Annotated in this window: 24 protein-coding genes; 8 read left to right on the forward strand and 16 right to left on the reverse strand. The window is 68.2% G+C overall.

Annotation, left to right across the window (positions count from 1 at the left end; genetic code table 11):
- Nucleotides 1-91 precede the first annotated feature (91 nt).
- Nucleotides 92-1057, reverse strand: coding sequence for a haloalkane dehalogenase (locus AB0I81_RS27675; protein WP_360662136.1), 966 nt, complete (start codon nucleotides 1055-1057; stop codon nucleotides 92-94).
- Nucleotides 1058-1336: 279 nt separating this feature from the next.
- On the opposite strand from AB0I81_RS27675, the gene AB0I81_RS27680 reads away from it, so the two are divergent.
- Together AB0I81_RS27680 and AB0I81_RS27685 are read left to right on the forward strand one after the other, a co-directional pair.
- Nucleotides 1337-1897: a cysteine hydrolase gene (locus tag AB0I81_RS27680; protein ID WP_360662138.1), complete on the forward strand. Its 561-nt coding sequence runs from the start codon at nucleotides 1337-1339 to the stop codon at nucleotides 1895-1897.
- Nucleotides 1898-1951: 54 nt separating this feature from the next.
- Nucleotides 1952-2566, forward strand: coding sequence for a hypothetical protein (locus tag AB0I81_RS27685; RefSeq protein ID WP_360662140.1), 615 nt, complete (start codon nucleotides 1952-1954; stop codon nucleotides 2564-2566).
- A 378-nt stretch (nucleotides 2567-2944) separates the two neighbouring features.
- On the opposite strand, the gene AB0I81_RS27690 is transcribed toward AB0I81_RS27685, so the two are convergent.
- On the reverse strand, nucleotides 2945-3364 hold the full coding sequence (locus AB0I81_RS27690) for an ATP-binding protein (protein WP_360662143.1): 420 nt from the start codon (nucleotides 3362-3364) through the stop codon (nucleotides 2945-2947).
- 175 nt (nucleotides 3365-3539) lie between these two features.
- Between AB0I81_RS27690 and AB0I81_RS27695 the strand changes: the two genes are divergently transcribed.
- Both AB0I81_RS27695 and AB0I81_RS27700 read left to right on the forward strand, forming a co-directional pair.
- A complete protein-coding gene (locus AB0I81_RS27695) occupies nucleotides 3540-3848 on the forward strand; it encodes an antibiotic biosynthesis monooxygenase (RefSeq protein ID WP_360662146.1) in 309 nt (102 codons plus the stop codon).
- A 2-nt stretch (nucleotides 3849-3850) separates the two neighbouring features.
- Nucleotides 3851-5047, forward strand: a complete 1197-nt coding sequence (locus AB0I81_RS27700; protein WP_360662785.1) for a helix-turn-helix transcriptional regulator — start codon at nucleotides 3851-3853, stop codon at nucleotides 5045-5047.
- A 1050-nt stretch (nucleotides 5048-6097) separates the two neighbouring features.
- On the opposite strand, the gene AB0I81_RS27705 is transcribed toward AB0I81_RS27700, so the two are convergent.
- Nucleotides 6098-7261: an acyl-CoA dehydrogenase family protein gene (locus AB0I81_RS27705; protein ID WP_360662149.1), complete on the reverse strand. Its 1164-nt coding sequence runs from the start codon at nucleotides 7259-7261 to the stop codon at nucleotides 6098-6100.
- 125 nt (nucleotides 7262-7386) lie between these two features.
- Between AB0I81_RS27705 and AB0I81_RS27710 the strand changes: the two genes are divergently transcribed.
- Nucleotides 7387-8700: a UDP-glucose/GDP-mannose dehydrogenase family protein gene (locus tag AB0I81_RS27710; protein ID WP_360662152.1), complete on the forward strand. Its 1314-nt coding sequence runs from the start codon at nucleotides 7387-7389 to the stop codon at nucleotides 8698-8700.
- A 181-nt stretch (nucleotides 8701-8881) separates the two neighbouring features.
- Here AB0I81_RS27710 and AB0I81_RS27715 read toward each other — a convergent pair whose 3' ends face one another.
- Genes AB0I81_RS27715 through AB0I81_RS27725 form a run of 3 tightly spaced genes read right to left on the reverse strand, consistent with a single transcriptional unit; the run spans nucleotide 8882 to nucleotide 11459 of the window.
- Nucleotides 8882-9781 (reverse strand): GNAT family N-acetyltransferase, encoded by a 900-nt coding sequence (locus AB0I81_RS27715; protein WP_360662155.1) that lies wholly within the window; start codon nucleotides 9779-9781, stop codon nucleotides 8882-8884.
- A 38-nt stretch (nucleotides 9782-9819) separates the two neighbouring features.
- Nucleotides 9820-10296 carry a 5-(carboxyamino)imidazole ribonucleotide mutase gene (purE, locus tag AB0I81_RS27720; RefSeq protein ID WP_360662787.1) on the reverse strand — a complete coding sequence of 159 codons (477 nt, stop codon included), beginning with the start codon at nucleotides 10294-10296 and terminating at the stop codon, nucleotides 9820-9822.
- A gap of 14 nt (nucleotides 10297-10310) precedes the next feature.
- Nucleotides 10311-11459: a 5-(carboxyamino)imidazole ribonucleotide synthase gene (locus AB0I81_RS27725; protein ID WP_360662158.1), complete on the reverse strand. Its 1149-nt coding sequence runs from the start codon at nucleotides 11457-11459 to the stop codon at nucleotides 10311-10313.
- A gap of 300 nt (nucleotides 11460-11759) precedes the next feature.
- Between AB0I81_RS27725 and AB0I81_RS27730 the strand changes: the two genes are divergently transcribed.
- Complete coding sequence (locus tag AB0I81_RS27730) at nucleotides 11760-12242, forward strand: GtrA family protein (protein WP_360662161.1); 483 nt, start codon at nucleotides 11760-11762, stop codon at nucleotides 12240-12242.
- Here the strand turns inward: AB0I81_RS27730 and AB0I81_RS27735 are convergent.
- Nucleotides 12226-13524: an ATP-binding protein gene (locus tag AB0I81_RS27735; protein WP_360662164.1), complete on the reverse strand. Its 1299-nt coding sequence runs from the start codon at nucleotides 13522-13524 to the stop codon at nucleotides 12226-12228. The genes AB0I81_RS27730 and AB0I81_RS27735 overlap by 17 nt on opposite strands.
- Nucleotides 13525-14193 (reverse strand): response regulator transcription factor, encoded by a 669-nt coding sequence (locus tag AB0I81_RS27740; RefSeq protein WP_043620820.1) that lies wholly within the window; start codon nucleotides 14191-14193, stop codon nucleotides 13525-13527. It abuts the gene before it with no gap.
- 312 nt (nucleotides 14194-14505) lie between these two features.
- Between AB0I81_RS27740 and AB0I81_RS27745 the strand changes: the two genes are divergently transcribed.
- Entirely contained in the window at nucleotides 14506-15189 is a 684-nt protein-coding gene (locus AB0I81_RS27745) for a GNAT family N-acetyltransferase (RefSeq protein ID WP_360662168.1), read from the forward strand.
- Here the strand turns inward: AB0I81_RS27745 and bfr are convergent.
- From bfr to AB0I81_RS27775, 6 genes are all read right to left on the reverse strand, one after another.
- On the reverse strand, nucleotides 15159-15644 hold the full coding sequence (gene bfr, locus AB0I81_RS27750; protein WP_360662170.1) for a bacterioferritin: 486 nt from the start codon (nucleotides 15642-15644) through the stop codon (nucleotides 15159-15161). The genes AB0I81_RS27745 and bfr overlap by 31 nt on opposite strands.
- A 25-nt stretch (nucleotides 15645-15669) precedes the next feature.
- Nucleotides 15670-15882, reverse strand: coding sequence for a (2Fe-2S)-binding protein (locus AB0I81_RS27755; RefSeq protein ID WP_360662172.1), 213 nt, complete (start codon nucleotides 15880-15882; stop codon nucleotides 15670-15672).
- A 101-nt stretch (nucleotides 15883-15983) separates the two neighbouring features.
- On the reverse strand, nucleotides 15984-16604 hold the full coding sequence (locus AB0I81_RS27760; protein WP_360662175.1) for an MBL fold metallo-hydrolase: 621 nt from the start codon (nucleotides 16602-16604) through the stop codon (nucleotides 15984-15986).
- Nucleotides 16601-17686 carry an S-(hydroxymethyl)mycothiol dehydrogenase gene (locus tag AB0I81_RS27765; protein WP_360662178.1) on the reverse strand — a complete coding sequence of 362 codons (1086 nt, stop codon included), beginning with the start codon at nucleotides 17684-17686 and terminating at the stop codon, nucleotides 16601-16603. Before AB0I81_RS27765 ends, AB0I81_RS27760 begins: the two co-directional genes overlap by 4 nt.
- Before the next feature lie 68 nt (nucleotides 17687-17754).
- Nucleotides 17755-18267, reverse strand: coding sequence for a PH domain-containing protein (locus tag AB0I81_RS27770; protein ID WP_360662181.1), 513 nt, complete (start codon nucleotides 18265-18267; stop codon nucleotides 17755-17757).
- A gap of 60 nt (nucleotides 18268-18327) precedes the next feature.
- Entirely contained in the window at nucleotides 18328-19149 is an 822-nt protein-coding gene (locus AB0I81_RS27775; RefSeq protein WP_360662184.1) for a biotin--[acetyl-CoA-carboxylase] ligase, read from the reverse strand.
- A 117-nt stretch (nucleotides 19150-19266) separates the two neighbouring features.
- On the opposite strand from AB0I81_RS27775, the gene AB0I81_RS27780 reads away from it, so the two are divergent.
- Nucleotides 19267-20346 carry an epoxide hydrolase family protein gene (locus AB0I81_RS27780; RefSeq protein WP_360662187.1) on the forward strand — a complete coding sequence of 360 codons (1080 nt, stop codon included), beginning with the start codon at nucleotides 19267-19269 and terminating at the stop codon, nucleotides 20344-20346.
- Here the strand turns inward: AB0I81_RS27780 and AB0I81_RS27785 are convergent.
- The gene (locus AB0I81_RS27785; RefSeq protein ID WP_360662190.1) at nucleotides 20309-21067 is read right to left on the reverse strand and encodes an HNH endonuclease; all 759 of its coding nucleotides are present in this window, start codon (nucleotides 21065-21067) and stop codon (nucleotides 20309-20311) included. The two genes, AB0I81_RS27780 and AB0I81_RS27785, sit on opposite strands and share 38 nt — an antisense overlap.
- On the reverse strand, nucleotides 21064-22338 hold the full coding sequence (locus tag AB0I81_RS27790) for an AAA family ATPase (protein WP_360662193.1): 1275 nt from the start codon (nucleotides 22336-22338) through the stop codon (nucleotides 21064-21066). The genes AB0I81_RS27785 and AB0I81_RS27790 overlap by 4 nt, the downstream gene beginning before the upstream one ends.
- Between the last annotated feature and the right edge of the window lie 49 nt (nucleotides 22339-22387).

Consider the following 22387-nt stretch of genomic DNA (forward strand, 5'->3'; position numbering starts at 1 on the left):
TTGACGACGGGACGGACGTTCATGCCGAGCGCTCCTTGATTGCGGGACGTGACGTTCATGCCGAGCGCTCCTTGATTGCGGGACGTGACGGTCATGCCGGGCACTCCTCACTGGTGGCGCGGATGAAGTCATCGACGACGGCCGCGAGCGCCTGCCCCGCGTCCTCCTGCAGGAAGTGGCCGGCGCCGTGGATGGTGGGATGCGACAGACGCCGCGCCCCCGGGATACGCCCGCTGAGAGCAGCGTGATCACCGCGCGAAACATGGTCCTGATCGCTGAACGCGCACAGAAACGGCAGGTCCAGCGTCTCCAGCACCTCCCAGGCCGCCCGCAGCGCCGGCGTGTACTCGTCGTGCGGCGAGATCGGGATGAGCAGCGGAAACTGCCTGACACCCGTCAGGTACGCCTCATCCGGATAGGGCGCGTCGTAGGCGGCCAGCTCCGCCGGGTCCAGTTCGGTGACGGTCATCGCGTTCACGATCGCCGACGGCAGGAACGGGCGGGTGCGCTGGCTGGACTGCAGCCACTGCGCCAGCATCGGCCAGCCCTCCCCCAGATCCTCATCCCCCGTGCTCAGACCGGTGTTGGCCGCCACCACCCGGCGGAACCGTTCCGGATGCGCGGCCAGCAACGGCAGCCCCAGCGCGCCTCCCCAGTCATGGCAGAGCATCGTCATCTCGCGCAGATCCAGCCGTTCCAGCACGGCCTCACTCAACCAGGACAGATGCCGGTCATAGGTGTAGGCGTGACGGTCGGCGAGCTTGTCCGACCTGCCGAACCCGATCAGATCGACGGCGACGCACCGATGCCCGGCCTCGACCAGGGGCGGGATGACGTGCCGATAGAGGTAGCTCCACGAGGGGTTCCCGTGCAACAGCAGTACGGTCTCCCCCGATGGGCGGGCGGGCCGCTCGTCCAGGTAGTGCATCCGCAGCCGTCCCTCTTCGACTGCGACGTAGTGCGGTGCGAACGGGTAGTCCGGCAGGTTCGCGAAGCGCGCTTGCGGGGTGCGCAGCACCTGCAGGTCTTGCGTGGCGATGGTGTCGGTCTTGGTCATGCCCCCTGAGAGGCACCGCCGGAGCGAAGTGTGACATCCCCGGCAGAGATCCGTCCTTCCAGCCTGCCGCCGACCCAATCCCGATCACCGGCACCCAAACCGAACGCACCACCGCCTCGCCTAGCCAGGGCCGCGATGAACTCACGGCGCTCCGGGCCGCCAGCAGTACAAAGCCGTGCACGACCGATGGCCTATACGCCAAACCGCCCCACTATGGTCGTACTGGAAATGCCGACCATGGAGGATGTCCGTGACGCGCCGTACGAACAGGGAAACCGCATGACCACCACCGCGCTCATCGTCGGGGACCTGCAAGCGGGCATCGTGGACAACTATCCCTTCGCCGCCGGCGTGATCCCAGTCATGGAAAGGGTCATCCCCGCAGCCAGAGCCGCCGGAATCCCGGTGATCTTCATCCGTTTCGGCCTCCGAGCCTCGGGCCTCGACGTGTCAACGGGAAACCCGGTGATCACCGGCCTGCACGGAGCAGGCAGGCTATTCCACGAGGATTCCCCCGAAACACTCGTACACCCGAGCATCAAGCCACTGCCGGGCGAGGCCGTCATCCTCAAACACCGCGCCAGCGCTTTCGCGGCGACCGACCTCGACCTGATCCTGCGCGCCCAGCGCATCGACTCGCTCGTGCTGACCGGCGTCGCGACCGCCGCCATGGTCGCCGCCACCCTCTACGACGCCGCCGACCGCGACTACCGCCTGACCGTGCTCAGCGACGCCTGCGCCGACGGCGAACCGGACGTACACGACTTCTTGATCAACCGAGTCTTCCCGGCCAGGGGCGCCAACGTCCTCACCAGCCACGAGTGGATCGCCCACCTGTAACCCCAGCGATTATTGAGATGCGCCGTGAGCGCGCCCGGGTGTTCCATGAATCAAATGATCGACAAGCCGCTGGAACGACTCCGCGCCGCCGCCCAACGCACCCGTGAACTGGCCAGGAACCGGACGGCCACCGGCCTGAGCCACGAGAACGCCGACGACACCCTCGGCACGATCGCCACGGACGCCGCCCGCGACTTCGACCCGTTCCCTCTACTCGAAGCCCTCCATCACAACGGCGCCCGAACCATAGTGATCGGCCAGGTCGCCGGCATCATGCACGGCTCCACCGAACTGACCGGCGATCTCGACCTGCTCTGGGACGGCTCCCTAACCCACGCCCCAGCCCTGGCGGCCGCCTTCACCGCCATCAACGCCCAACTAAGCGACGAAACAGGCAACCCCGTACCGACGCACCCAGACTCCTTCCTCCGCCCCAAGGTGCAGTTCACCTCCCCCGGCGCCAGCGGCGACTGCTGCACCCCCGCACTCCCCTGGGGCAACCTCCAAGTCGGAGACTTCCTCAACCGCGCGATCACCACAGTCGACCCGAGCGGCCTCAAAGTCCACTACATCTCCCGACCAGACCTGATCCAAATGCGCCGCGCCATAGGCCGCCCCAAGGACCTCCGCCGAGCAGACGAACTGTCCTCACTCATCTCGAACCACTGAGGGTGCACGGCGGGGGCCGCCTCCTGTAGTCCTGCCGAAGGCCGAAGCTCATCAAGCGACGGAACCCCGCCCTCCCAAGCATGGGCAGATGGCGGGGTCAGCGATCGCCGCGGCCCACGCAGGCGGCGAGCTCCTCGCGTAGCTGACGCTGCCGCACGGGGACAACGGGGAGAACAAAGGTCCACAAACCCCGGTCGGCGGCGCGGTCTGTGCGGCGTAGGAAGGACTGTCCGCCTGCGGTGCACAGCTCATGGAGGAGCACATCGCAGTGGCAGGTCCGGGCGAGCGTTCCCCGTCGGGAGTCCTTGCCGGCTTTGAACCATGTCAGCCGCTTGTGGTTTGGCTCTGGCTCAGAGAAGTGTGGGGACAAGCAGTCGCTCATGCAATCCGACCGAGCGGGATGAGCGCCCATACCGTACGCCCGCCTTCGTCACCGTGGATGCCCCATTTCGTTGTCAGGCTCTCCACCAGGTGCAGCCCTCGGCCGCTTTGGTCCGTGTTCTCGGCTTGGCGCAGGTGTGGGGTTGAGGGGCCGCCTTCGTCGTGGACTGCGAGGATCAGCTGGGTGGTGCCCGCGTGGAGGGTGACGCCGAACCGGCCGCCGGACTGGCCGCTGCGGGTGTGGTGGATGGCGTTGGTGGCGAGTTCGGAGACGACGAGTTCGGCGGTGTAGGTCGCGGGGCGGTCGCCCAGGTAGTTGTTGACGAATCGGCGTGCTTCGCCGATTTGGGTCTTGGTGCCGGGAAAGTTGCGACACCAGCGGTGGATCTCTTGGCGGCCGTTCAGCGTTGAGGACATCGCCGTTTCCTTGCGTTCAAGCAGGTCAACACCCTGCGGCCAATCACTCGTACTAAAAGTACTAGCGCTATACTCCAAGTACAAGCGACTTGATGTACTTGCGCCGCACAATAAGTACTGGTCGAGTAAGGACCCCGTGACCCCAGCTCGTCACAGCGACCCACAGGAGGCGTACATGTTCGGACTAGTAGTGCGATTTACCTGCAAGGACGAGGAGAGCGCGGCGGCGTTCGACGCCCTCGTCAGTGAGACAATCGAGGCGATCCGGCGGCACGAGCCGGGAACGATCGTGTACGCCTCACATCTGGTGGACGGTCAGCCGCTCCAGCGGATCTTCTACGAGCTGTACCGGGACCGCGACGCCTTCGACGCCCACGAGCAGACCGAGCACACCAGGCGCTTCCTGTCGGCCAGGGAAGAACTGCTGGCCTCGGTGGAAGTCGACTGGCTGGAACTGCAGAGAGGGAAGGGCACGACGCCGTGAGCATGGAGTATCAGCGGGCGCTCGGACGGCGTATCGCCCAAGAACGTAAGCGGCGCGGGCTGTCGCAGGTCGAACTGGCCCGGCTGGTGGATCGGTCAGTGGCGTGGATCTCGCAGGTTGAGCGAGGTGTGCGCAAGGTCGATCGTATGTCCGTGCTGGAGAAGGTCGCCGAGACGCTGGATATGCCACTGTCAGAGCTGGCCCCGGAGGCACCCGTGGTTGCCGCCGCTACCGACGACCTGCCTGGTGCGGGTGGGCTACGCCTGGTGCTGTCCGGCGCCCACTCCCTGCAGGCCATGTTGCGCCCCGCTCCGGCACCGGACCCCGGAGAGCTCCGGTCGAAGGTGGATCAGGCATGGGAGCTGACGCACCAGGGCCGTTATGTCGAGCTGACGGAGTTGCTGCGCGCACTGGTGCCCTCCCTGGAGAATGCGGTACGGGCGGCGCCCACCGATCGGCGGGCCGAGTTGTTCGAGTTGCTGGCGGTGACGTATCAGGCGTGTTCGGCGGCGCTGGCCAAGCTGGATGAGCCGGAAGCCGCGTGGATAGCGGCTGATCGGGCCATCGGTGCGGCCGAGCGGGCGGGCGATCCGCTGATGATGGCGGCCGGCTTCTTCCGGCTGGGGCTCGTCTTCCTGCGGGCACGCCATTTTGATCAAGTTGAGGAGTCGGCGCGCACGGCCTCTGAGGCGCTGAGTGTCCGGGTCGATGAGGGCGACGTGACGGCGATGTCGTTGTGGGGTGGGCTTGCCCTTCAGCGGGCAGTGGCCGCTTCGCAGCTCAACCAGGCTGAGATCGCCTACGAGCACTTGTCGCGAGCGCGTGAGATGGCGGCGCGGGTCGGTGAGGGGCGCAACGACTACAACACCGAGTTCGGGCCGGCCAACGTCGCGGTACACGAGGTAGCTGTGGCGGTGGAGGTGGGCGACGCCGGGCACGCGTTGCGGGTCGGAGCCGCCGTGGACGCATCGACGCTGTCGGTGGAACGACGGGGCCGGCTGGCCGTGGATCTCGCTCGGGCGCATGCGCAGCGGCGTCAGGTGGACGAGGCGGTGGCGCGACTGCTGGAGGCCGAAAGCATCACTCCTGAGCAGGTCCGTAATCATCGGGTTGTGCGGCAGTTGGTGTCCGATCTGCTGTCGATGCAGGATCCGGCGTCGGCTGAGCTGCGTGAGCTTGCTGGTCGGGTCGGGTGTTAGTGCCGCGCCAAGTAGGTAGTCACCGGGCTATCGTGGTGGCGTAGCGACACTGGCCTCGGGCCGATCAAGGCGCCGCCGGGGCGAGGCCAGACGGAAGCTGGTGGGCCTGCGAGAAGCCCTGTATCACCGACGGTTGGCAGCGCTCCTGACAATTGGCTCGTTCATGAGCGCTCATCAAATGGGTCCACGTTCCACAGCGCGGGCAGGTCGCTTCCGCAGAAGACGCAGACGAAGTCGTCCTCCCGGACGATGTTGTGCTCCTGACAGGTGAGGCAGCGCCGGAACACCACCTCCTGCGTGAAACCGGGCGGGTGCCCCAGACCCGCCCGGTCCAGAGCTTCCGCGACCGCCGACCACGAGGTGATGTCCGGGCGATGGGGGGGCCTTCACTGCTGGGACGAACCGCAGCCTTCAAGTCGGCCGGTCCCACGTATCTGTAGCTCCGCCGCGGATCCCGCACGTGAGGCAGCCTAGAGCACTCTGCGACAGACCGTCGGCGGAGAAGGCATGGCCGCCCGCTGTCCACACTTCGTGCATCTCAGTGGCAAATCCACAGGAGCTTCTTGAGTCGCGGCTCTTTGACGGCCGCGAGTCGAACGATGCGCTCGCAACCCCGGCTGCGGGTTTCGGCAGACAGGCAGTCGCTGGTCCAGTATTCGTGTTCCGCCGGCATCGCTCGTGCCGCTGGGCCAGCGGGATATTCACGAGGTGGGGCCGTCCTCGTCGGCCGGTTCGTGGACGGCGCCGTCTCCGGCCTCCAGGCGGGTGACCGCCTCTGACAATCGTCTGCGGTTGGCCGGGGACGCCATCAGATAGAGCGTCTCCCGCGTCGATTCGTCTTCGCGCTGCGAAACCCTGACGACACCTTTTCTCGGCCGGGGTGGGTGAGCACTTGAGTATCTCGCCAGGCAAGCAGCTTCGAGGTAGCGCCTTGGCCGGCAAGGTGGCGAAGCGGGTTTTGAGCTGGGGGTTTGGGGGGCTGTGCCCCCCAATGTCACTGCCCGAACCCCATGGCGCGAAGCGCTCTGTTGTGAGGACCGTGCTTGGAGGCTATTTGAGGAGTTGGCGGGCCATTACCAGGCGCTGGATTTGGTTGGTGCCCTCGTAGATTTGGGTGATTTTGGCGTCGCGCATCATGCGTTCTACCGGGAAGTCTCTGGTGTAGCCGTAGCCGCCCAGGAGTTGTACCGCGTCTGTGGTGATGTTCATGGCGGCGTCCGAGGCTGCGCATTTTGCGGCGCTTGAGAGGTATGTGAGGTCTTTCTGGGGGGTGCCGTGCATTGCGCGGTCGGACTTGGCGGCGGCGTGGTAGGTGAGTTGGCGGGCCGCTTCCAGCTGCATGGACATGTCGGCGATCATGAATTGCAGGCCCTGGAAGTCGGCCACGGGGCGGCCGAACTGCTTGCGTTCCTTCACGTAGCCGATCGCGAAGTCCAGGGCGCCCTGTGCGATGCCGAGGGCCTGGGCGGCGATGGTGATGCGGGTGTGGTCCAGGGTGGCGAGGGCGGTTTTGAAGCCGGTGCCGGGGGCGCCGATCAGGCGGTCGGCGGGGATGCGGACGTTGTCCAGGATGACCTGGCGGGTGGGTGAGCCCTTGATGCCGAGCTTCTTCTCCTTGGGGCCGAATGAGACGCCCTCGTCCGATTTCTCCACGACGAATGCCGAGATGCCGCGTCCGCCGGCCGACGGGTCCGTCACCGCCATCAGGGTGTAGAACTCGGAGACTCCGGCGTTGGTGATCCACATCTTGGTGCCGTTGAGCACGTACGAGTCGCCGTCCGCCACTGCCCGCGTCTTCATGGCCGCCGCGTCCGAGCCCGCCTCAGGCTCCGACAGCGCGTACGAGAACATCGCCTCTCCCCTCGCCACCGGGGCCAGGTAGCGAGCCTTCACCTCCTCCGAGGCCGAGAGCAGGAGCGGGACGGTGCCGAGCTTGTTGACGGCGGGGATGAGGGAGGACGACGCGCAGGCGCGGGCCACCTCCTCGATGACGATCACCGTGGCCAGGGCGTCCGCCCCGGCGCCCCCGTACTGCTCAGGCACGTGTACGGCATGCAGGTCCGCCGCCACGAGCGCCTTGTAGACCTCCCAGGAGAACTCCTCGGTCTCGTCGATCTCGGCGGCGTGCGGGGCGATCTTGTCGTCAGCGAGGGCGCGAACCGTCTCCCTGAGCATGTCGTGCTCTTCGGCGGGCGCGTACAGCGGGAAGCTCATGCGTCAAATACTAGGACGTCCGACCATCTTGTTACCAGCCGGTACGGTTTGCGAATAGGTGCAGGTGGCACGTAGGAGGTAGCGGGGGCCGGTAGCATGCCTGCGCGATCGAAAGGAGCTCCCTCGTGCCATATCGCCTCACGGTGATCGGGACCGGATATCTGGGCATCACCCATGCGGCCTGCATGGCTGATCTCGGGTACGAAGTCCTGGGCCTCGACATCGACGCTGACAAGATCCGTCGACTCAACGCTGGCGAGCTCCCCATCCACGAACCCGGCCTCCAACCCGTACTCCGCCGCGGCCTCGACTCCGGCCGGCTCCGCTTCACCACCTCCTACGAGGAGATCGCCGCCTTCGGCGACATGCACTTCGTCTGCGTCGGAACCCCGCAGAAGCGGGGCGAGTACGCCGCGGACGTCACGTACATGGACAACGCCATCGAGTCCCTCGCCCCGCTCCTCGATCGCGAGTGCCTGGTCATCGGCAAGTCCACCGTGCCCGTCGGCACCGCCGAGCGGCTCGCCGACAAGATGGCGCGGCTCGCCCCCGCCGGCAGCCAGGCCGAGCTGGCCTGGAACCCCGAGTTTCTGCGGGAGGGCTTCGCCGTCCAGGACACCATGCACCCCGATCGCATCGTCCTCGGCGTACGCAGCGAGCGGGCGGAGAAGATGTTGCGCGAGTTGTACGAGCCGCTCGGCGAGATCCCGATCGTGGTCGCCGACTTCGCCACGGCCGAGCTGGTCAAGACGGCCGCCAACGCGTTCCTGGCCACCAAGATCTCCTTCATCAACGCGATGGCCGAGGTCTGCGAGGCCGCGCACGCCGACGTCGAACTGCTGTCGAGGGCCCTGTCGTACGACGACCGCATCGGCGGCCGTTACCTCAACGCCGGGCTCGGGTTCGGCGGCGGCTGCCTGCCCAAGGACATCAGGGCGTTCATGGCGCGGGCCGGCGAGCTCGGGGCCGACCAGGCGCTGACGTTCCTGCGCGAGGTGGACGCCATCAACATGCGGCGGCGGGCCCGCATGGTCGACCTGGCCAGGGAGCTGGCCGGCGGTTCCTTCCACGGGTGCACCGTGGGGGTGCTGGGGGCCGCGTTCAAGCCGAACTCCGACGACATCCGCGACTCGCCCGCGCTCGACGTGGCCGTCACGATCGGGGACCAGGGCGGGCAGGTCACCGTTTACGACCCGATCGCGCTCGACAACGCCCGTAAGGCGCATCCCGAGCTGAACTATGGCGGGTCGGCCATCGAGGCGGTTCGCGGGGCGCATGTGGTGCTGCTGCTCACGGAGTGGCAGGAGTTCGTGAAGCTGGATCCGGTGGAGTTGGGGGCGGAGGTGGCCGCCCGGCGCATCGTGGACGGGCGTAATGCGCTGAATGCGGAGATGTGGCGGTCGGCGGGCTGGCACTACCGCGCCCTGGGCCGCCCGTAGCCCCGCCCAGCCCCCTCAGCCGCGCCCGTAGCCCCGCCCAGCCCCCTCAGCCGCGCCCGAAGTCCCGCTCAGCCCCCTCAGCCGCGCCCGAAGTCCCGCTCAGCCCTCTCAGGAGGGCTACAGCCGCCGCCCGTAGTCCCTGTCAGCCCCACGGCCGCCCGTTGTCACGCAGCGCGCCCCGTTACAGCAGGTGGCGGACCCACTGCGTGACCAGGGGGCGGTAGCCGCGGCGGGCCCAGAAAGGGGTCGAGAGCGGGTTCGGCAGCGCGTGGTGCAGCAGCATGACGGACACGCCCTCGGCCGCTGCCCGGCCGTGGGCCACCTCGGCGAGCACCGCGCCCACCCCCAGGCCGCGAGCCCAGGGCTCGACGTACATGGTCCCCAGGTACGCCGCCGGCGCGTCGTTCACCATCCCGCCGATCCAGCCGGACCGCGCCGGCGGCTGCACGATGGCGAGCCCCGCCACCCGGCCGTCCAGCTCGGCCAGCCAGCACCACTCCAGCGGCAACGCCTCCTCGGCCAGGTACGCGCGCAGAAGCTCCCCGGTGGACGCCCGGACCGTCACCCAGCCGTACTGCGCGTCATAGGCCACCAGCCGCTCATACATCGACGCCATCACCGCCAGGTCACCCACAACGGCCGGACGGAGGGCGATACCGCTGCGGGAGGTTGCGGCGGCGCTGGAAGCCGGGTCCGGTTGGATGCGGCGGGCGGCCACCACCGTGATGGGGCCGAAGCCGCGCACCGCCAGCGCCCTGACAGGGCCGGTGTCGAGGCTCGGCCACGACACGCTCATCGCCTGCCCAGGCTCGTCCGACCTTGGACAGGCCAGCCACCGATCGAGCAGCGCCCCGAACGCGGCCACCGGCTCGGCCCCGCCCACGCGGGCCTGAAGCCGGTGTACGACCAGCGGCGACCAGCACGCCTGCAGGCTGCCCGGATCGAGCCGGTCCACCGTGGCACGCCCGGCGGCGTCGCGCACTTCGAGCAGATCACCCTTGGCGGGCAACTCGTCCTGACCGGCGAGGAGCGGATCCGCCGCGTACACGCGCGCCGCGTGACCTCTGCTCAGATCATCCATGCGGGCACACTAACCGCCCGAAACCCCATGAAAAAAGGTCAGAGCCCCGCGGCCTCCGCGCGGAGTTTCTCGCCCTTCGCGTACGCCTGCTCCTTCAACCGGACCTGGAACTCCTCCATCCGCCCCCGCAGCCCGGCATCCGAGACGGCCAGAATGCGCACGGCCAGCAGCCCCGCGTTCCGAGCGCCGCCGACCGCCATCGTCGCGACCGGCACCCCGGCCGGCATCTGGACGATCGACAACAACGAGTCCATCCCGTCGAGATATTTCAGCGGCACCGGCACCCCGATCACCGGCAGCGGCGTGACCGAGGCCAGCATCCCGGGCAGGTGCGCGGCCCCGCCGGCGCCGGCGATGATCACTTGCAGACCGCGGGAGGCCGCCTGACGGCCGTAGTCGATCATCTCGTCCGGCATGCGGTGCGCCGACACGACGTCGGCCTCGAACGGCACCCCGAACTCGGCAACCGCCTCCGCGGCGGCCTTCATGACCGGCCAGTCGGAGTCGCTCCCCATGACGATGCCAACGGTCACGTGTACTCCCCGGTCGTGAGGTAGACGGCGGCGTGGCGGGCGCGGGCGCGTACCTCATCCAGGTTGGAGCCGAGGGCCGTCACGTGGCCGATCTTACGGCCGGGGCGCACCTCCTTGCCGTAGAAGTGCAGCTTGACGCCCGGATCGTGGGCCATCACGTGCTCGTAGCGCTTGAACAGGTCGGGATCGTCGCCGCCGAGCAAATTGACCATGACGACGTGCTGGGCGGTCATCCTGGGCGAGCCGAGCGGCAGGTCCAGCACGGCCCGCAGGTGCTGCTCGAACTGCGAGGTGGTCGAGCCCTCGATCGTCCAGTGGCCGCTGTTGTGCGGGCGCATGGCCAGTTCGTTGACCACCAGCCCGTTCTCCGTCTGGAACATCTCCACCGCCAGCAGCCCGGTCACTTCGAGCTCGTGGGCGATCTTCAGGGCGATGCGCTGGGCCTGCGCGGACGTCTCCGGGTCGAGCCGGGGCGCGGGCGCGACGACCTCGACGCAGATGCCGTCCTCCTGCACGGTCTCCACGACCGGGTAGCTCACTCCCTGCCCGTGCGGCGAGCGGGCCACCAGCACCGCCACCTCCCGCTCGAACGGCACGAACGCCTCGGCCATGAGCTCCACGCCGGTCGCGAACGCCTCGGCCACGTCCTCGGCCGAGCGGCACACCCACACGCCGCGCCCGTCGTAGCCGCCGCGCACCGCCTTCAGCACCACCGGCCAGCCGTGCTCGCCGCCGAAGCGGGCCACGTCCTCCTCGGACGACACCCGCGCCCAGGCGGGGCAGGGCGCGCCGATCGAGGTCAGCCGCTCGCGCATGACCGCCTTGTCCTGGGCGTGTACGAGAGCCTCCGCACCGGGATGCACGACGTAGCCGTTGGCGGACAGGGCCCTGATGTGCTCGGTGGGCACGTGCTCGTGGTCGAACGTGATCACGTCGCAGCCCTTGGCGAACTCGCGGAGGTCACCAAGATCGCGGTAGTCTCCGATGCGCGTGTCAACGATGACCCTGGCGGCGCTCTCCTCGGAGTTGTTGGCCAGCACCCGCAGCTCGACGCCCAGCGCGATGGCGGGCGGCTGCGACATCCTGGCCAGCTGGCCCGCGCCGACGATGCCGACGACCGGTCCAATGGGGCTGTATGAACTCACGCCAGGTGAGCTTACCGGGACGGAACGACTTCCCCCGAACCCGCCCCGTGACCGTCCACCGCATGTGCGGGCTGGACGGCCGTTCCGAGTTGCCCGTGGGGCACGACCGTCCAGCGTTCCGCGCGCCGCCCGGCTCGCACCACGCAGCGTAATCCCGGCATGCCAGCCACGCCCGGAATAGCGGGATTTTTCTAAAACAAGCTGTTTGTAGGGTTTGTTCACCCGTCTGACACCCGCGCTACAACGCGACCGGTACGCTGGTGCTGACGGGCACAGCAAGGGAAGGGACCGAGCAGAGACGTGGACTTCGCCAAACGCCTCTACCAGCGGTTCTCCTCTCTCGTGCACGAGCTGGCCAAGTTCGGCAGCATCGGCGCCATCGCGTTCGTCATTGACACGGGCCTGCTCAACTTCTGCAACGTCATCCTCGATCTCGGGCCGCTGACCTCGAAGGTCGCCGCCACGACGGTCTCCACCACGTTCGCCTATCTGGGCAACCGGTACTGGACCTTCCGGCACCGCGAGCAGAGCGGGCTGCGCCGCGAATATTTCCTGTTCTTCCTGCTCAACGGAATCGCACTGCTGTTCGGCATGTTGACGATCGGCTTCACCACCTACACGCTCGGCCTGACGGACACGCTCAGCTTCAACATCGCCAACATCGTCGGCGTGGGGCTCGGCACGTTGTTCCGCTACTGGTCGTACAAGAGATGGGTGTTCCTGGAGGCCACCGACCCGATGCCGGTCGAACTGCCCGAGGGCGGCGTCAGGCAGGACCGCTGACCACCCTGTTCCTTCCGTCTTCCCCGGCGGATCTTCCGTCGTCCTCGGCGGGGCGCAGGAAGATGGCGAACGTGGCGGGCCTGCGGCGTACCAGCTCCAATCTGCCGCCGTCGGCGGCGGCCAGCGCGCGGGCCAGCGTCAGCCCGAGGCCGGTGCCGCCACCGCCGCTGACGTTCCGCTCGAAGATCTTGGGAGCGATCTCGTCGGCGATGCCGGGGCCCTCGTCCGACACCTCGATCACCACGTAGTTGTCGCCGCTGGTGGTGGTGACGGTCACCGCGCCGCCGCCGTGGCGCAGCGAGTTCTCCAGCAGCGAGGCGATGACCTGGCCGAAGCCGCCCGTGGTGGCCATCGCCTTCAGACCGCGCGTGCCTTCGAGCCGCAGCGTGCGGCCGGCCTCGCGGAAGACGTGCTCCCACTCGGTGATCTGCTGAATGAGCACCTCATCGACCGCGACCGGCTCGGCCTGGGCGTGGCGCTGCCTGCGCGCCGCGGCCAGCAGTTCGTCGATCACCGCAGTGAGCCGCTCGGCCTGTACGATCGCCGCCTCCCCTTCCTCGCGTACGACTTCGGGCTCGCCGGCGGAGGCCACGATCTCCTCCAGGCGCATGGTCAGCCCCGTCAGCGGGGTGCGGAGCTGGTGAGAGGCGTCCGTGGCGAACTCGCGCTCGCGGGTGAGCAGGTCGGAGATGCGGGTGGCGCTGCGGTCGAGCACCTGGGCCACGCGGTCCAGCTCGGGGATGCCGTAGCGGTGTTTGCTCGGGCGCGCGTCCCCCGAACCCAGCCGATCGGCGATCTTCGCCAGGTCCTGCAGGGGCAGCGTCAGCCGGCGCGACTGCACGACGGCCAGGCTCACGGCCACCGCCAGCGCGGCGATGGCCAGGGCCACGATGAGCAGCAGGCGGGCCCGTACGTCCTGCTCGACCTGGTCGCGGTCGCGGCTGATCCGTACGTACACACCGGTGTTGGTCTGGGCGTCCTCAGTCATCAGATGACCGGACGGCGGGGGGTCGCCGACGACGGTCACGTTGAGGGGGGTTCCGCGCTCCCAGATCTGGATGAATCTACCGGGGTACTTCTGCTCCAGTTGCTGGGGATCGAGCGGTGTCTCCTGGACGCGGGCGTACTCCACCTCTCCCACGAGACGCTTGGCCTCCGCCCCGAGCTCCTGGGCCGCCTCATCGACGATCAGGCGGCTGACGACGACGCCCAGGGGGACCCCCAGCAACAGGACCGCGATTACCGCGACCACCAGGGTGGAGGAGAGCAGTCGGCGGCGCATCTACTCGCGCTCGAACCGGAAGCCGACCCCCCGGACCGTCGTGATGTAGCGCGGCTTGGCCGCGTCGTCGCCCAGTTTGCGGCGCAGCCACGAGATGTGCATGTCGAGTGTCTTGGTCGAACCCCACCAGTTGGTGTCCCACACCTCGCGCATGATCTGCTCGCGGGTGACGACCTTGCCGGCGTCGCGGACCAGGACCCGCAGCAGGTCGAACTCCTTGGTGGTCAGATGCAGCTCCTTCTCTCCCATCCAGGCGCGCCGCGAGTCCGCGTCGATGCGCACGCCCTGGACCACCGGGGTCTCGGACGTGCCACGGCGCAGCAGTGCGCGCACTCTGGCGAGCAGTTCGGCGAGCCGGAACGGTTTGGTCACGTAGTCGTCGGCGCCGGCGTCGAGTCCGACGACGGTGTCCACCTCGTCCACGCGTGCGGTGAGAATCAGTACCGGGGTGCCGTGGCCCTCGGCCCTGATTCGGCGGGCGACCTCCAGACCGTCCATCTCTGGAAGACCAAGGTCAAGAACGATCAGATCGATGCCGCCCGACAAGGCCCTCTCCAGGGCCTGCGGGCCGTCGGGACTCACCTCGACCTGATAGCCCTCACGGCGCAGGGCGCGCGCGAGTGGCTCTGAGATCGAGGTGTCATCCTCGGCGAGAAGTACGCAGGTCATGAAGCGATCGTAGGACCTTAGGCGATCGTTTCCCGGGCGCAGCGCGCGGTTTGACTCGTCGTTGACCTATCCATTGACCTGGGCAAACACAGATAAAATACGGTAGGTCGTGATTAAAGCACCGTCGTTTTCGGGGCTCAATTCATCGGATGATCATGCCCGGCCGGGCGCGGGATCAATCCGAATGATTTTCATCGTGTCGGCTGGGATCATTGCGGGATGCCGCCGAGTGCCCTCGAACGCGCCCGGAAGATGTGGGCGCGCCTGACTTGTGCCCCTGTCACGTTCCCGGGGCGCGGGGAGGTGCGGGTCGTGGTTTCGCCGGAGTCGCGGCTGTGCCCGCCGGGATGGGCCGGCGTCGTGTCACTGGGCGGCGGAACCCTGGTCACCGTGCCCGAAGCGGGCCTGGCCGGGCGCTTCACCGAGCCCATGCCCGACCTCGCGGCCCTGGCCCGGGACGCGCGGGAGGCGCTGGGGCCCGCGGTGCTGGCCTACCTCGACGAGGCGGACTTCGTCCCTGCTCACGCGGGGGCGGAGAGCCTGCCACCGGGGCACGGCGACGTCATGGCGCTGCTGGCCGGCGTGTCCGAGGCGGACGCGCGGGAGTGCGGGCTGGACGAGGTGACCTCATCGGTGTACGTGCTGCGCGACGGGCACGAGGTGGTCGCGGCGTCGGCGTACACGGCCTGGCCGGAGAGCACGGCGCACGTCAGTCTCCTGACCGCCGCCACGCACCGGGGACGCGGGCTGGCCCGCGTCGTCGCCTCGGCGGCGGTGGCGGACGCGCTGGCCCGCGGGCTGCTGCCGCAGTGGCGGGCCCGCCCCGAGGCGTCGCGCCGGGTCGCCAGAGCCCTGGGCTTTCGCGAGCACGGCGGGCAACTCAGTGTCCACCTCGCCCCTGACGGCCCCGGCGCACGGCTCAGTGCCCGCCTCACCTCTGGCGGTCCCGGCGCGGTGTCGGCGGATCAGTCGTCGGTGGACGGCGGCTCGGCGTAGCGGGCCAGGTAGAGCTGTATGCCGAGGCTGTTGATCAGCCCCAACTCCGTCTCCAGGTAGTCGATGTGCTCTTCCTCGTCCTTCAGGATGTCCTCGAAGATGTTGGCCGAGGTGATGTCGCCCTTCTCGCGCATGAGCGCGATCCCGGGGCGCAACCGCTCCACGACCGACATCTCCACCTCCAGATCGGCCCGCAACTGCTCCTCCACGGTCTGACCGATGTGCAGGGTGCCCAGGCGCTGGTAGTTGGGCAGGCCCTCCAGGAAGAGGATGCGGTCCGTGAGGCGCTCGGCGTGGCGCATCTCGTCGATCGACTCGTAGCGGGTGTGCTCGGCGAGCTTGGTGTATCCCCAGTTCTCCTGCATCTTCGCGTGCAGGAAGTACTGGTTGATCGCGGTGAGCTCCGCGGTCAGCTGTTCGTTGAGCAACTCGATGATCTGCTTGTCGCCCTGCATGAACGGGCCCCTCGTCGCTATCCGGCTATGCGGTCGTCAGTTCTTCAGACCGTTTCAGGATCGCACAGATCTTCCGTACACAACGGGCACAGTCCCCACCAGCCCCGGTAGTGTCGCGAATCTGTTTCGCGCTCTTGGCCCCGGAGGCGATGCAGTCGTGTACCTCATTCTCGGTAACCGCACGACAAACGCACACGTACATCCGGGGACAGACCTCTCGCCAAGGGGTGGGCGCCATAAGGTTAGGCACACCTAAGGTAACCCACTTTGGTTAGGCTTGCCTACGTTGGGTGGGTCACAGTCCCCTATGGACCGGTCACAGTCCCCTATCCTCGCTGGTCAGTGCCCTCTCGCGAGCCACTCCTCCAGGTGCGGCGCCTCCGCGCCGATCGAGGTCGAATCACCGTGCCCAGTGTGCACGACCGTCTCCGGCGGGAGCGTCAGCAGCCGCTCCCTGATCGAGTCGATGATCGTGTCGAAGGAGCTGTACGAGCGTCCCGTCGCTCCCGGGCCGCCCTTGAACAACGTGTCGCCGCTGAACACCGCGCCCAGCTCCGGCGCGTACGCGCAGACCGCCCCCGGCGAGTGCCCCGGCGTGTGCCGGATCTCCAGGACGTGCCCGCCGACGGTCAGCTTCTCGCCGTCCTCCAGAGGCTCGTACGTCACCTCCGTCCCGTACACCTGCTCCCACAACACCTGGTCGAGCGGATGCAGCCGGATCGGCGCCCCGGTCAGCCCGGCCAGGTCCCTGGCCGCGTTGATGTGGTCGTTGTGCGCGTGCGTGCACAGGATGGCCCTGACCGCGCGCCCGCCCACCCGCTCGGCGATCGGCGCGGCGTCGTGGGCGGCGTCGATGATCACGACCTCGCGGGCATCGCCGACCAGCCAGACGTTGTTGTCGACGTCCCAGGTGCCGCCGTCCAGGGAGAACGTGCCCGAGGTGATGACCTTGTCGATCACAGGACCACCACCGAGCGCAGCACCTCGCCGCGGTGCATCTTCGCGAACGACTCCTCGACCTGGTCGAGGGCGATCGTCTCGGAGACGAACTTGTCCAGCGGCAGGCGGTTCTGCAGGAACAGGTCGATCAGCATGGGGAAGTCGCGGCTCGGCAGGCAGTCGCCGTACCAGGACGACTTGAGCGCGCCGCCACGGCCGAACACCTCCAGCAGCGGCAGGTCGATGCGCATGTCCGGGGTCGGCACGCCGACCAGCACGACCGTGCCGGCCAGGTCGCGGGCGTAGAACGCCTGCTCGTACGTCTCGGGCCGGCCCACCGCCTCGATCACCACGTCCGCGCCGTTGCCGCCGGTCAGGTCGCGGATCGCCTCGACCGGATCGTTCTCCCGCGAATTGACGGTGTGCGTGGCGCCGAAGCCGCGCGCCCACTCCAGTTTGCGGTCGTCCACGTCCACCGCGATGATCCTGGACGCGCCCGCCAGCGAGGCGCCCAGCACGGCCGCGTCGCCGACGCCGCCGCAGCCGATGACCGCCACGCTGTCGCCCCGGGTGACCCCGCCGGTGTTGATGGCCGCGCCGATGCCCGCCATGACGCCGCAGCCCAGCAGGCCCGCCACCTGCGCCGGCGCCTCGGCCGAGACCTTCGTGCACTGACCGGCCGCGACCAGCGTCTTCTCCAGGAAAGCGCCGATGCCCAGCGCGGGCGACAGTTCGGTGCCGTCCTTGAGCGTCATCTTCTGCTTGGCGTTGTGGGTGGCGAAGCAGTACCACGGCCGGCCGCGCAGGCAGGCCCGGCACTGGCCGCACACCGCGCGCCAGTTGAGGATCACGAAGTCGCCGGGCGCCACCTCGGTGACCCCTTCGCCGACCGCCTCGACGACGCCGGCCGCCTCATGCCCCAGCAGGAACGGGAACTCGTCGTTGATCCCGCCCTCCCGATAGTGCAGGTCGGTGTGGCACACCCCGCAGGCCTGCACGTTCACCACCGCCTCGCCCGGACCCGGGTCCGGCACGAGCACCGTCTCGAGGGAAACTTCCTGGCCCTTGCCCTGGGCGATGACGCCCTGCACTTCGTACGGCATGCCAGTCATCTTGTGCCAGGAGGATGATCTCCGCAAGACATAACGGCGCACCACGCCGACCCCTCGGCTCAGCGGCCGTCGATCTCCCCATCGGAGGCGTCCTCGACCAGCCGGAACAGGTCGGTGCGGACGTCCTGGATCCTCGGGATGTCGCGCAGCACGATCTCGCCGCGGTCCCCCGCCGACTCCACCGTCAGCGTGCCGCAGCCCAGCAGCCGCTCGGCGAAGGTCTGGTCGGAGCTCACCGTGTTGACCTTGGTGATCGGGATCTCGTCGGTCGACTTGTTGAGCACGCCCGTGCTGATCGTGAAGCGGTGGGTGGTGAGCACGTAACCGGTGTTCTTCCACTGCAGGTACGGCACGAAGGACCAGATCGTCAGCAGGATGAGACCGATGACGGCGACCGCGATCCTGGCGTAGGTCGCGTACTCGAAGTCGGCGGGGATGAAGTACAGCGCCGCACCCGAGGCAGCGGCGATGAGGATCAGCGCGATGAGGGGGACGACGAGCCGCTTCCAATGGGGATGGAAGGATCGTACGCGCCGCTCACCCTGCGTCAGATGGTGGTCGGGAAGGGTCATGGGCCAAATCGTGCCACCATCGCCGCCCGGCTGCCACGCCCATGGCGCAACCGGTCCGGCTCAGCCGACGGCCCTGACGTGCACGACGTCGCCCGCGCTGAGCGTGTAGCGCTCGCCGTCCGACTCCACCTGCAGGTGCCCGAAGTGGTCCACCCCGACCGCCTGCCCGGTCAGCGCCTGCTTCTCGGGCAGTTCCACCCGTACCCGCCGCCCGATCGTGGCGCTGGCGGCCAGATAGGCCGAACGCAGCCCGGACGCCTCCGCGTCGCCCTTGGCCTCGATCCAGTCGCGGTAGTGGGTCTCGATCTCCCTGAGCACGGCCCGCAGCAGCGGGTCGCGGTCGAGGCAGGCGGCCTTCTCGATGGCCAGCGAGGTGGCCGTCTCGACGGGCAACTCCTCCTGCTTGAGCGTGACGTTCATGCCCATGCCGATGACGATGGCGTCGTCCACCCGCTCGGCCAGCACGCCGGCCAGCTTGCGCTCGCCGATCAGCAGGTCGTTGGGCCACTTGAGGCGCACGTCCACCTCGGCCAGGCGGCGGGCGGCCGAGGCGGCGGCGACGCCGTACAGGAGGGACAGCCAGCCCTGCGCGGCGACCGGCACGCCGGGCCGCAACACGATCGAGAACGTCAGGCCCGCGCGGGGCGGCGCCGTCCAGGTGCGGCCCAGGCGCCCGCGGCCCGCGCTCTGCACCTCCGCGACCAGCACCGTGCCTTCCTCGGCGCCTTCCCTGGCGGCCCGCGCCAGGTCGGCGTTGGTGGAGCCGGTGCTGTCGACGACGGTGACGCCCGTCCACAGCGAGCCCGGATGGACCAGGGCGCGGTTGAGTGCCGCCTCGGACAGCGGAGGGCGGTCGAGGTCGGAGTAGCGGGATGCGGCCATCCCACTATCTTGGCCGATGCCGGGGAACCCGTCTCCGCCCAACTATGGAATGAATCATTCCGTTCTGCTATTCTTTTACAGAACGAAGCATTCCGATCCGCTTCTGGAGGTTCCGGCATGAGCACCATCACCCCCTTCCGCGTCGACATCCCGCAGTCCGACCTCGATGACCTCCAGGCCCGCCTCGCGCTGACCCGCTTCACCGACGAGATCCCCGGCGCCGAGCAGGGCGTCAGCGTCGAGCGGGTCAGGCGCCTGGTCGGCCACTGGCGCGACGGGTTCGACTGGCGCGCGCTGGAGGCCAGGCTCAACGCCTACCCGCAGTTCACGACCGAGATCGACGGCCAGAACATCCACTTCCTGCATGTACGCTCCGACAACCCCGACGCGCTGCCCCTGATCCTCACCCACGGCTGGCCCGGCTCGATCGCCGAGTACCTGCGCGCCATCGAGCCCCTGTCGCGCCACTTCCACCTGGTCATCCCGTCCCTGCCCGGCTACGGCTTCTCCGGCCCGACCCGCGAGCTGGGCTGGAACAACCAGCGCATCGCCAGGGCGTGGGCCGAGCTGATGGCCAGGCTCGGCTACGAGCGCTACGGCGCGGCCGGCAACGACGGCGGCTCGATGATCTCCCCGGAGATCGGCAGGATCGACCCGGAGCACGTGGCGGGGGTGCACGTCACCCAGATCTTCTCCTTCCCCTCGGGCGACCCGGCCGAGTTCGCGGACCTGAGCGAGGAGGACCAGGCGGGGCTGGCCGTGCTCGACTGGTTCTGGAAGGAGAAGGGCTCCTTCAACGTGCTGCAGTCACAGCAACCGCAGACGCTCGCCCACGCGATCACCGACTCCCCGGCCGGGCTGGTGGGCTGGCTCGCCCAACTCCTCGACGAGGACCTGGACGACGACTTCGTGCTGGCCAACGCGGCGATCCACTGGTTCACCGGCACGGCGGGCTCGGCGCTGCGGCTGTACTGGGAGAACGCGCGGGCCGAGGCACCCAAGGAGCCGACGACCGTACCGATCGCGCTGGCCATGGGAGAGGGCGACTTCAAGTCGATCCGCCGCTTCGCCGACCGCGACCACGCCAACATCGCCTCCTGGAAAACCCTCCCGGCCCCGGCCCACGGCCACTACACGGCCCACACCGCCACCGAAGCCCTCACCTCGGACATGATCCGCTTCTTCCAGAGCCTGTAGCCGACCACAGGTCGAGCGCCGGATCGGCGAGGGCCTCCACCACCTCCGGGCCGTCCAGAATGAGCGCGGCCCGCGAGTGGTGGCGGACCCGCAACATCGTGTAGAGCACGTCGATGAAGGGCTGGTCGAACAGGGACTTCGCCAGCCTGCCGGCCTTGGCGGCGTCACCGGCCCTGAGCAGCCTTCTGCGGTCGCGTAAGACGGCGCACATGCAGTCGAAGGCGGCGATCCGGGCGTCCACGAGGTCTTGGCGGTTGAGGCCGAAGACGTCGATGGTGGCGCTGCCACGGGAGGTCAGCGACTCGTAGCGGCCTGCTGCCAGAGCCAGCATCAGATGATCGTGCGGGTCCTCGCCGGAGGGATCCACGAGCAGCGGGACGCCGGCTTCGTCCCTGGGAAAGCGGTCACGCTTCTCGTGGCTGTTGCAGTGGGAGCAGGCCAGGAAGTGGTTGAGCCAGTCGAAAGCTCGCAGCGGCGTCTCGGCGAGGGGTTCGAAGTGGTCGATGTCCGTACTCAAGTGGTCGCCGCAGTACATGCAGGACTTGATGCCCAGCACCATGTCCGAGAGGTGCGTGCGAACCCCCTGCTGGATGCTCTTCGCCGCCTTCCACCTGGTCCGGGCCAGCTGTGTGTCCGCCGCTTCCGCATGCAGCTTCTCGGTCGCGACACGCAGCTTCTGCCCGAGGCCGGCGGGCAGCGCATGCCGGTGCACGCGGATCACGAGGGCTCAACGATCCGCGCGGCGACCTCGCTCACCCGGGTCGTCATGGTGCTCTTGAGCTGGTCGCGCAGGGTTCGGTACTCCTGCTCCTCCTCGGAGGTCGCGGTGCCGCTCATGATCGCTCGTTCCAGAACGACGAGCCGGTGCCGGTTTCGCTCCGCCTCGTCCGAGTAGAGCGAGTCCACGCCGAAGAGGTCGGTGAGCAGGGCATCGTCGCCGCTGCCGTTGACGATCCGCCGGTACAGGTCCTCCTCGACCACCCTGGGGGGAGCGTCCTCGTCCAGGCCCGCGAGCCGGATCAGGCCGCCGGGGTCGGCGCTCTGGCAGATGTACGGGCTGTGCGAGGTGACGATGAACTGCACCTGCGGGAAGTGGTCGGTCAGCCAGCCGCCGATCTTCTTCTGCCAGCTCACGTGGAGATGCGCGTCAATCTCGTCGATGAGCACCACTCCGGGCGCGGTCACCGTGGCGCCATCTGCTTCGGCGAGGGGATAGACGTGATCCATTTTTCGCACCAGGTCGAGAACGAGCGCCGTAACCGTCCGGTAGCCGTCGCTCAGTTCCCGCAAGGCCATGGATCGGCCATCTCTGGTGACCCAGAGACCGTCGCTGTCGACTTTCTCGATCTGGAACCCGTCGGGCAACAGGCCGTCGTTGAGCAGTTCGATCACGAACCGCAGCAGGTCCTCCGCACCTGGCCGCTTCTCCAGCCTCCGCAGATGAAGCTCGATCAACCAGCTCACGCTCTCGGCCAGCGAGGCATCCTCGTGAAACAGACTCGCCAGATGGGCGACACGTCCGGTGGTCTGCATGAGGCGCTGACTCTCCGCCGAGCCTCCGGACAACCGGCGGAAAGGCCCGTATCCGGCGACGAACCAGCCGTTGGCCTTGCTCCTCCACATCGCCTTCATCGGGTTGTCAGCGAGGACCACCTCGTGTTCTTCGCTGAACCAACGCATCTCGGCGATGTGAACCTCGGCCATCGACTCCCTGTCCCAGGCCGGGTCGGAGAGCACTTCCGCTTCTACGCGCCCTTCCTCCGCGCCGGCGGAGAGCCAGCCAGACAAGCCTGAGATGAGACTCTGAGCGACGACGGGCCCGCTCACTGCCAAGGCGATCGCACGCAACAGCGTCGTCTTCCCGGACCCGTTGCGTCCCGCCAGCACGGTCCATCCGGCATGCGAGCCGTCCGGCCGGGTCAAGCGCAGATCAACTGCGCGTTTCCCGAAAAATCCGCGTATGCCGGAGACCTGGATCCTGCTGACGTACATGGATGCCTCCGAGTCGGCCCGTCTTACCCGAAGCCATCATGCCAAGAGC

Source organism: Nonomuraea sp. NPDC050404 (genome assembly GCF_040655495.1).
Lineage (GTDB): Bacteria > Actinomycetota > Actinomycetes > Streptosporangiales > Streptosporangiaceae > Nonomuraea.